Source organism: Micrococcus sp. HSID17227 (assembly GCF_003989405.1).
Lineage (GTDB): Bacteria > Actinomycetota > Actinomycetes > Actinomycetales > Micrococcaceae > Micrococcus > Micrococcus luteus.
Genome location: NZ_RBLN01000126.1, coordinates 1 through 6,135 on the forward strand (window position 1 = coordinate 1; position 6,135 = coordinate 6,135).

Below are 6,135 nucleotides of genomic sequence, written 5' to 3' on the forward strand. Positions count from 1 at the left end.
GGCAGACCAGTGAGGTCCGCCGTGCACGTAACGCCGAGTCCCCCTGACGCCGCAGCGAGCGTTCCCGCAACGTGGCCGGCGGGCGCGTCGGGAACGTCGAGGGCACCGGGGCCCTGCCGTGCGCCACCCAGAACGAGCTCGACGAGTCCGCCGCGCGGACCCTGCTGAAGAACGGGGTGAAGGCCGTGGCCGAGGGCGCGGCCAGCCCGGGCAGCCCGGGCAGCTTCGCGCCGACGGGCAGCCGGAAGGCGGGGATCCGGTCCGCCAGCGCGGTGGCGCCGAACAGCGCGGAGAAGACCAGCACGGACGCGCGGGCGCGGCGCTTCGCCGCCGCGGACAGGGAGGCGTGGTCGAGCGCATCGAAGAGCACGCCCGTGAACACCCGGTGACCGGGCGCGGCGGGGGCGACGGCCAGGCGCGTGTTCGCCTCGACCTCGCCGGTGAGCGACGCCCCGACGCCGAGAGCCGCCAGGGCATCCGGGGCGGCCGAGACCGCGGCGAGCCGCGTGAGCAGGTCCGCGCGGGCGCCCGTCACCGCGGCGTCCTCGGCCAGGGTGAGGGCGTCGAGGTCGAGCGGGGCCCCGGAGCGGGGCGCGGTCTTGCCCTCGGAGGGCGGCAGCAGGATCAGCACCGGGCCAGCCTAGCCAGGCGCCCCGGGCCGACGTCGTCGTCCGGACCTGGCACAGTGGTGGGGTCCGCACAGCCGCCCCGCATCCCAGGAGTCGCCCGATGACCGCCATGAACGTGTTCGGCGTGGTGTACCCGTTCGTCCTGCTCGTGATCGCGGCCGCCATGTGGCTCGGGATCCGCTCCAGTGGGCGGGAGCGCACGCACGCCTCGGCCGTGGAGCAGCGCCTGCGGGAGCGCACCTTCACGGGGCAGGACCGGGTGACGCTCGAATGGCCGCGGGACCGGCGACGCCCGAGCCTGGCGAAGGTCGTCTCGATCGGCGAGTCGTACGGGTACCGCCTGCTGGACAAGCGGGAGCGCGAGCACGTGGTGGAGCTCGAGTTCGAACGGATCCTCGACGACGAGGGGTTCTGACCCCAGCCGGGGGCCGTGAGGCGGGACGGACCGGCTGTAAGCCGGGTTCTGTGCCTCGCGCGCGTTGCCCCGCGCGAGGTGACGGCCATCCATCTGGGCCCGCCATCGCTGACGGGCTCGAGCGGCCAACCCGGACGCTGGGGCGAGCAGCCCTCGTGACGCGTCCTGTTCGGCCTTGCACCGGATGGGGTTTACCGAGCCGGCCCCGTCACCGGGGCCGCTGGTGGTCTCTTACACCACCCTTTCACCCTTACCGCCGCGCACACGGCGCGGAGGCGGTCTTCTCTCTGTGGCACTGGCCCGCGGGTCGCCCCGGGTGGATGTTGTCCACCATCCTGCTCTTCGGTGCCCGGACTTTCCTCGCACCCCCCGCAGGGGCACGCGGCCGTCCGCCGATCCGTCCCGACCGACCAGTGTACGCCCCGTCGCGACCGCAGGGCCGCTCCGGACGTGTCCTCGCCTAGAATGGCGGAGTCCGCCGACAACGAGGTCGGGGGATGGGGCCTGCCCAGGACGGCCCCGCCAGGTTTCAAGGAAGGACTCCCGTGGCAGACACCGCCTCGACCCAGACCCCCGAGTGGAACACGCAGCAGAAGCTCGCGGAGAAGATGGTCCCCCTGCTGGGCACCCTGTACCGCGAGCACAACGTGGTCACCTCGATCTACGGGCGCTCCCTCGTGAACCGCGGCGTGATCGACATCATCAAGGCCCACCGCTACGCCCGCCGCGTGCAGGAGGCCCCGCTGAGCGTCGAGTCCACCTACCCCCTGGTCGAGGCCATGGCTGCGATGGACCTGGGCGCCGCCACCGTCGACCTGGCCGAGCTGGCCGCCAAGCAGAAGGCCTCGGGCCAGGACGTCCAGGCCTTCCTGGACGCCGAGCTCGCCGAGGTCAAGGGCAAGGCCGGTGAGGGCCTGGGCGAGACCCAGGACGTCGTGCTCTACGGCTTCGGTCGCATCGGCCGCCTGCTGGCCCGCATCCTCCTCGACCATGCCGGCGGTGGCTCCAAGCTGCGCCTGCGTGCCGTCGTCGTGCGCAAGAACTCGGAGGACGACCTGATCAAGCGCGCCTCCCTGCTGCGCCGCGACTCGATCCACGGCCCGTTCGACGGGACGATCGTGGTGGACGAGGACCGCGACGTGATCACCGCCAACGGCACCGAGATCCAGGTCATCTACTCGAACGATCCGACCACGGTGGACTACGCCTCCTACGGCATCAAGGACGCGCTGGTCATCGACAACACCGGACGCTGGCGCGACGACGAGGGCCTGTCCCAGCACCTGCAGGCCAAGGGCGCCGCGAAGGTCCTCCTGACCGCCCCGGGCAAGGGCGAGATGAAGAACATCGTGTTCGGCGTGAACTCGGACGACATCACGCCCGAGGACACGATCGTCTCGGCGGCCTCCTGCACCACCAACGGCATCACCCCGGTGCTCAAGGTCATCCAGGACGACTACGGCATCGACCACGGCCACGTGGAGACCGTACACGCCTACACCAACGACCAGAACCTCGTGGACAACTTCCACAAGGGCGCCCGTCGTGGCCGTGCCGCCGGCATGAACATGGTCCTCACCGAGACCGGCGCCGCCAAGGCCGTGGCCAAGGCCCTGCCCGAGCTCAAGGGCAAGCTCTCCGGCAACGCCATCCGCGTCCCCACCCCGGACGTGTCCATGGCCATCCTGAACCTGGAGCTGACCAAGCCCACCTCGGTGGAGGAGCTCAACGCCCGCCTGAAGCAGGAGTCCCTCACCGGCCCCCTGCGCGGCCAGGTCGGCTACGTGGACTCCCCGGAGGTCGTGTCCACCGACTTCGTCGGCTCGGACCGCGCCGGCGTCGTGGACGGCCTGGCGACCCTCGTGAACAACGACGGCAAGAACGCCATCCTCTACGTCTGGTACGACAACGAGTACGGCTACTCGCACCAGGTGATCCGCGTGGTGGAGAAGATGGCGGGCCAGCAGGTCCCCGCCTTCCCGCAGGCCTGACCCGCCGACGACGACGGCCCGTCCCCGCGGAGGGGACGGGCCGTCGTCGTGTGCCGACCGGGTCGGACGTCGAGCCGAGGCTCAGTCCTCCTTGGGCCCGTGGTCGCCGTCGGGGCCGTGCTCGTGGTCCGCGTGGTCGTCGGCGTCGTGGCCGAAGGGGTCCTCATCGGTACCGGGCAGCCACGTCACACCGGGCACGTTCAGACGCTCGGCCCGCTGCGCGCGCTTCCAGCGCCGCTGCCACTTGCCCTCGAGCCGGTTCACGTAGAGGGTGCCGTTGAGGTGGTCGTACTCGTGCTGCATGATGCGCGCGAACCAGCCCTCGGCCTCGAACTCGAACATCTCACCGTCCACGCGCTGGCCGGACAGGCGCACGCGGGTCGGGCGCTGCAGGGGGAAGCCGAGCCCGGGCACCGAGAGGCAGCCCTCGGTGTGCTCGTCCGGGTGCGGGTCCTCCCGCGGGGCCTTGTCCAGGTGGGTCAGCACGGGGTTGATCACGTGGCCCACGTTCGGCGCATCGCCGGAGTCCGGGAACGTCCACGTGAAGATCCGCAGCCCGACCCCGACCTGCGGGGCGGCAAGGCCCACGCCGTGCGCGGCGTCCTGCGTGACGTACATGTCCTCGATCAGCTCGCGGATCTCGTCGTCGATCACCTCCACCTCGGCCGCGCGCCGGTGCAGCACGGGCTCGCCGTAGACGGTGATGGGACGGATGGAGGCCATGGCACTGCGCTTCCCGGCCCGGGCTGCGGGCCTGCGTGGGTAGGGGGACGGGGGAGTCCCCAGCCTACCGCCGGCGACACCACGACGACGGCGGTCATTCCGCGGCAAGGGCCTCCAGCGCCTCCGGGTCCAGCAGCGTCACCCGCGGGCCCTCGATGGCGATCAGGCCGTCGTCGGCGAGGCGGCGCAGCCCGCGGCTGAACGCCTCGGGGGTGGTGCCCAGCAGCGAGGCGACGTCCTTCTTCGGCGCGGCCAGCACCACGACGAGGTCGGCCTCGTCCCGGAGGGCCGGCAGGCCGAGCAGATGTCCGGCGATCCGTGCGGTGACAGGCTGATGCTCCCGGGCCAGCCGTTGTTCAGCCTCGGCCAGGCGGACGGCCAGCGTCCGCATCACGCGTCCCCCGATGCCCGGATGCTCGGCCAGGAGTCGGGCGACCTCGGCGTGGGAGAAGGTGCACAGGCGGGTCGCGGCCACGGCGCGCGCCCCATGCCGGGCCGGCTCGCCCGTGAGGAACTCGTGCTCGCCCACGGAGTCCCCCGGCTCGACCATCCGCACCACGCGTTCCCGGCCGGTCGCTGAGCCGAGCGTCAGCGCCAGGCGGCCGCTGTGCACGACGCACAGGCGGTCCGTGCGGTCACCGGCCAGGTGCAGGGCATCGCCGGCCTCGAGCACGAGCGGCCGCGCCAGGGCGGAGACCCGGCGCAGCTGCTCCAGATCCAGCCCGGTGAACAGCGGGACCCGGGCCGCGCACGGCTCTGGTTCATCCACGGGGATGAGGGGCAGGTCGATACGCACGCCATCAGCCTCCCACACGGCGGCTTGACCGCGGTCAAGGCGTACCCGCCGTCCCCTTCGTAGCGTCAGTGACATCCCCGGAGGACGGGGATCGGACCGGGCGCCCGCCCCGTCCGCTCAGCCTCACCGGCGGCCGCGCCGGTGACGACCGACTGGAGTGACCATGACCCCCACCACGCGCACCCTGCTCCGCGCCGAGGGCTTCAGCTGCCCCTCGTGCGTCCGGAAGATCGAGAAGGCCCTCGACGCCCTGCCCGGCGTGACCGGCGCGCAGGTCCACTTCGAGACCCAGCGCATCGAGGTCGACCACGACCCGCAGACCACCACTGCCCAGGACCTCGTCGAGGCCGTCGCCAAGGTCGGCTACACCGCCCGGCTGTCGGCCTTCTGACCCCGCCCGCCCCCGACGAACGGAGCCCGCCATGCCCACCCTCGCCGTCACACGTCCGGGCCGCACCCGTGCCCGGCTCACGTTGTCCCGCCGCTGGCGGCGTCCCGTGGCGGCCGGCCTGCTGATCGCCGTCTCACTCGTGCTGGCGCCCGAGCAGCTGGCCCACGGGACCGGACACCTCGTGGCGGCGGGCCTGATGCTCGCCGCCGCCGTCGTGGCCGGCCTGCCGATCGCGCGCGACGCGATCGCCGCCCTGCGGGTGAAGACCGTCGGCATCGACCTGCTCGTCGCCACCGCCGCGATCGGCGCGTCCCTGCTCGGCAATTTCTGGGAGGCCGCCGCCGTGACCTTCCTCTTCGCCCTCGGCCACGGCCTCGAGGACGCGACCCTGTCTCAGACTCGCTCGGCGCTCGCGGACCTCGTGTCCACGGCGCCCGAGACCGCCGTCGTCGTCGACGCAGACGGGACGCAGCGCACCGTGCCCGCCCACGAGGTGGCCCCCGGCGCGACCGTCCTCGTCAAGGCCGGCGCCCGGGTGCCGGTGGACGGCGTGGTGCTCACCGGGGTCGGCGCCGTGGACGAGGCATCCATCACGGGCGAGTCCATCCCGGCGGAGAAGACCGACGGCGACGCCGTGTACGCGGGCACCGTGGCCACGGCAGGCCTGCTGCAGGTGGAGGCGCGGGGCGTGGGCGCCGACACCACGCTGGCGCGCATCATCCACCGCGTCGAGGCGGCGCAGGAGGCCCGCGCTCGGACCCAGCGGTTCATGGACCGCTTCTCCCGCTGGTACACCCCGGCGATCATGGTGCTGGCCTTCGCGACCGGTCTGATCACGCGGGACGTCCCCCTGGCCCTGACCCTGCTGGTCATCGGCTGCCCGGGCGCCCTCGTGATCTCCATCCCGGTCGCGATCGTGGCGGGGATCGGCCGCGGCGCCAAGGACGGCGTGCTCATCAAGGGAGGGGAGTTCCTCGAGCGCTCCGCGAAGGTCGACGCCGTCGCCGTCGACAAGACCGGCACCCTCACCTCGGGCACCCCCGAGCTGACAGACGTCGTCGCGTTCGAACCCGGGGCCGAGGACGAGGTGCTGCGCTGGGCCGCACGGCTCGAGGCGGCCTCGGACCACCCGTTGGCCGCGCCGGTCGTCGCGGCGGGCCGGGACCGCGGCCTGCTGGACGGCCCGCTGG

The 6,135-nt window shown here is 72.8% G+C and carries 7 protein-coding genes, 1 other RNA gene and 1 pseudogene; 5 read left to right on the plus strand and 4 right to left on the minus strand.

The features are described 5' to 3' along the window. Positions 1-71: 71 nt before the first annotated feature. A complete protein-coding gene (locus tag D8M29_RS14520; RefSeq protein ID WP_174233320.1) occupies positions 72-389 on the plus strand; it encodes a hypothetical protein in 318 nt (105 codons plus the stop codon). On the opposite strand, the pseudogene yaaA reads toward D8M29_RS14520, so the two are convergent. Continuing rightward, a pseudogene (gene yaaA / locus D8M29_RS14175) lies at positions 275-631 on the minus strand (peroxide stress protein YaaA); the annotation flags it as partial. The gene D8M29_RS14520 and the pseudogene yaaA overlap by 115 nt on opposite strands. A 98-nt stretch (positions 632-729) precedes the next feature. Between yaaA and D8M29_RS07525 the strand changes: the two are divergent. Next, positions 730-1,044: a hypothetical protein gene (locus D8M29_RS07525; protein WP_127435140.1), complete on the plus strand. Its 315-nt coding sequence runs from the start codon at positions 730-732 to the stop codon at positions 1,042-1,044. A 21-nt stretch (positions 1,045-1,065) separates the two neighbouring features. Here D8M29_RS07525 and rnpB read toward each other — a convergent pair. Next, an RNA gene (gene rnpB / locus D8M29_RS07530) (RNase P RNA component class A) lies at positions 1,066-1,445 on the minus strand. A gap of 144 nt (positions 1,446-1,589) precedes the next feature. On the opposite strand from rnpB, the gene D8M29_RS07535 reads away from it, so the two are divergent. Continuing rightward, the gene (locus D8M29_RS07535) at positions 1,590-3,035 is read left to right on the plus strand and encodes a glyceraldehyde-3-phosphate dehydrogenase (RefSeq protein ID WP_098093020.1); all 1,446 of its coding nucleotides are present in this window, start codon (positions 1,590-1,592) and stop codon (positions 3,033-3,035) included. An 81-nt stretch (positions 3,036-3,116) separates the two neighbouring features. Here the strand turns inward: D8M29_RS07535 and def are convergent, their stop codons facing one another. Beyond that, positions 3,117-3,758 (minus strand): peptide deformylase, encoded by a 642-nt coding sequence (gene def / locus D8M29_RS07540; protein WP_060974043.1) that lies wholly within the window; start codon positions 3,756-3,758, stop codon positions 3,117-3,119. Positions 3,759-3,852: 94 nt separating this feature from the next. Beyond that, positions 3,853-4,554: a Crp/Fnr family transcriptional regulator gene (locus D8M29_RS07545; protein WP_227717897.1), complete on the minus strand. Its 702-nt coding sequence runs from the start codon at positions 4,552-4,554 to the stop codon at positions 3,853-3,855. 163 nt (positions 4,555-4,717) lie between these two features. Here D8M29_RS07545 and D8M29_RS07550 point away from each other — a divergent pair, with 163 nt between their 5' ends. Further along, positions 4,718-4,945, plus strand: coding sequence for a heavy-metal-associated domain-containing protein (locus D8M29_RS07550; protein WP_069941174.1), 228 nt, complete (start codon positions 4,718-4,720; stop codon positions 4,943-4,945). Positions 4,946-4,976: 31 nt separating this feature from the next. Further along, the coding region (locus D8M29_RS07555) for a heavy metal translocating P-type ATPase (RefSeq protein WP_370450152.1) at positions 4,977-6,135 on the plus strand (1,159 nt) is incomplete at its 3' end.

Coding starts and splice junctions, on each gene's coding strand:
- D8M29_RS07525 (WP_127435140.1), top strand. CDS start 730: ATGACCGCCATGAACGTGTTCGGCGTGGTGTACCCGTTCGTCCTGCTC.
- def (WP_060974043.1), bottom strand. CDS start 3,758: ATGGCCTCCATCCGTCCCATCACCGTCTACGGCGAGCCCGTGCTGCAC.
- D8M29_RS07550 (WP_069941174.1), top strand. CDS start 4,718: ATGACCCCCACCACGCGCACCCTGCTCCGCGCCGAGGGCTTCAGCTGC.